1 pseudogene is annotated in these 601 nt (G+C 36.3%); it reads left to right on the top strand.

The features are described 5' to 3' along the window. Positions 1-601 (top strand): annotated as a pseudogene (locus tag J5224_RS34015) (effector protein); the annotation flags it as partial.

The raw sequence follows: 601 nt of genomic DNA, 5'->3' as shown, positions 1-601 counted from the left end.
ATCAAGCTATCTGGTCAACATGGGAGAGTAATGCTCCCCAAGGTGAAGGTGAACTACGGAACGTTGCAGTTTTGCGAATGCAAGATTGTCTTGAAAGGGCAAGCACTTCTCTTGACTTAGCTAACCTTGAACTGAGTTCATTACCTGATGTTATCCCCGACCAGCTAATAAAATTAAATGTTTCGAACAATAAACTTGATAAATTACCCACTCGACTTCCTGAAAACCTTCAACAACTATACGCAATGAATAATTGCCTGACAACTTTACCAGAAACACTTCCTAAAACCCTCACTTTCTTATCACTTTATAATAACAGACTGGAGTCGTTGCCTAAAAACCTGCCCGAAAATATCTCTGAATTATATCTATGCCAAAATGCCTTGAAGAAATACCCTGAAGACTTACCGCCTTTCGTAAAACATTTAGACCTAAGTGAAAACAGCATCGAAGGGGCAATTACAAACTGCCCTCAAAAACTAAAAAGAATAGATTTAAGCCATAATAAAATCGAACATATATTATGCGATTTCTCTAAAAAGACCAAATATATTGACTTAAGATATAATCAAATAAAAGAAATACCTGACAGCATCATGAA

The organism is Candidatus Symbiopectobacterium sp. NZEC135, from assembly GCF_025962695.1.
The sequence above is the reverse complement of the archived record's forward strand: the minus strand, read 5'-3'. Positions and strand labels throughout refer to the sequence as shown.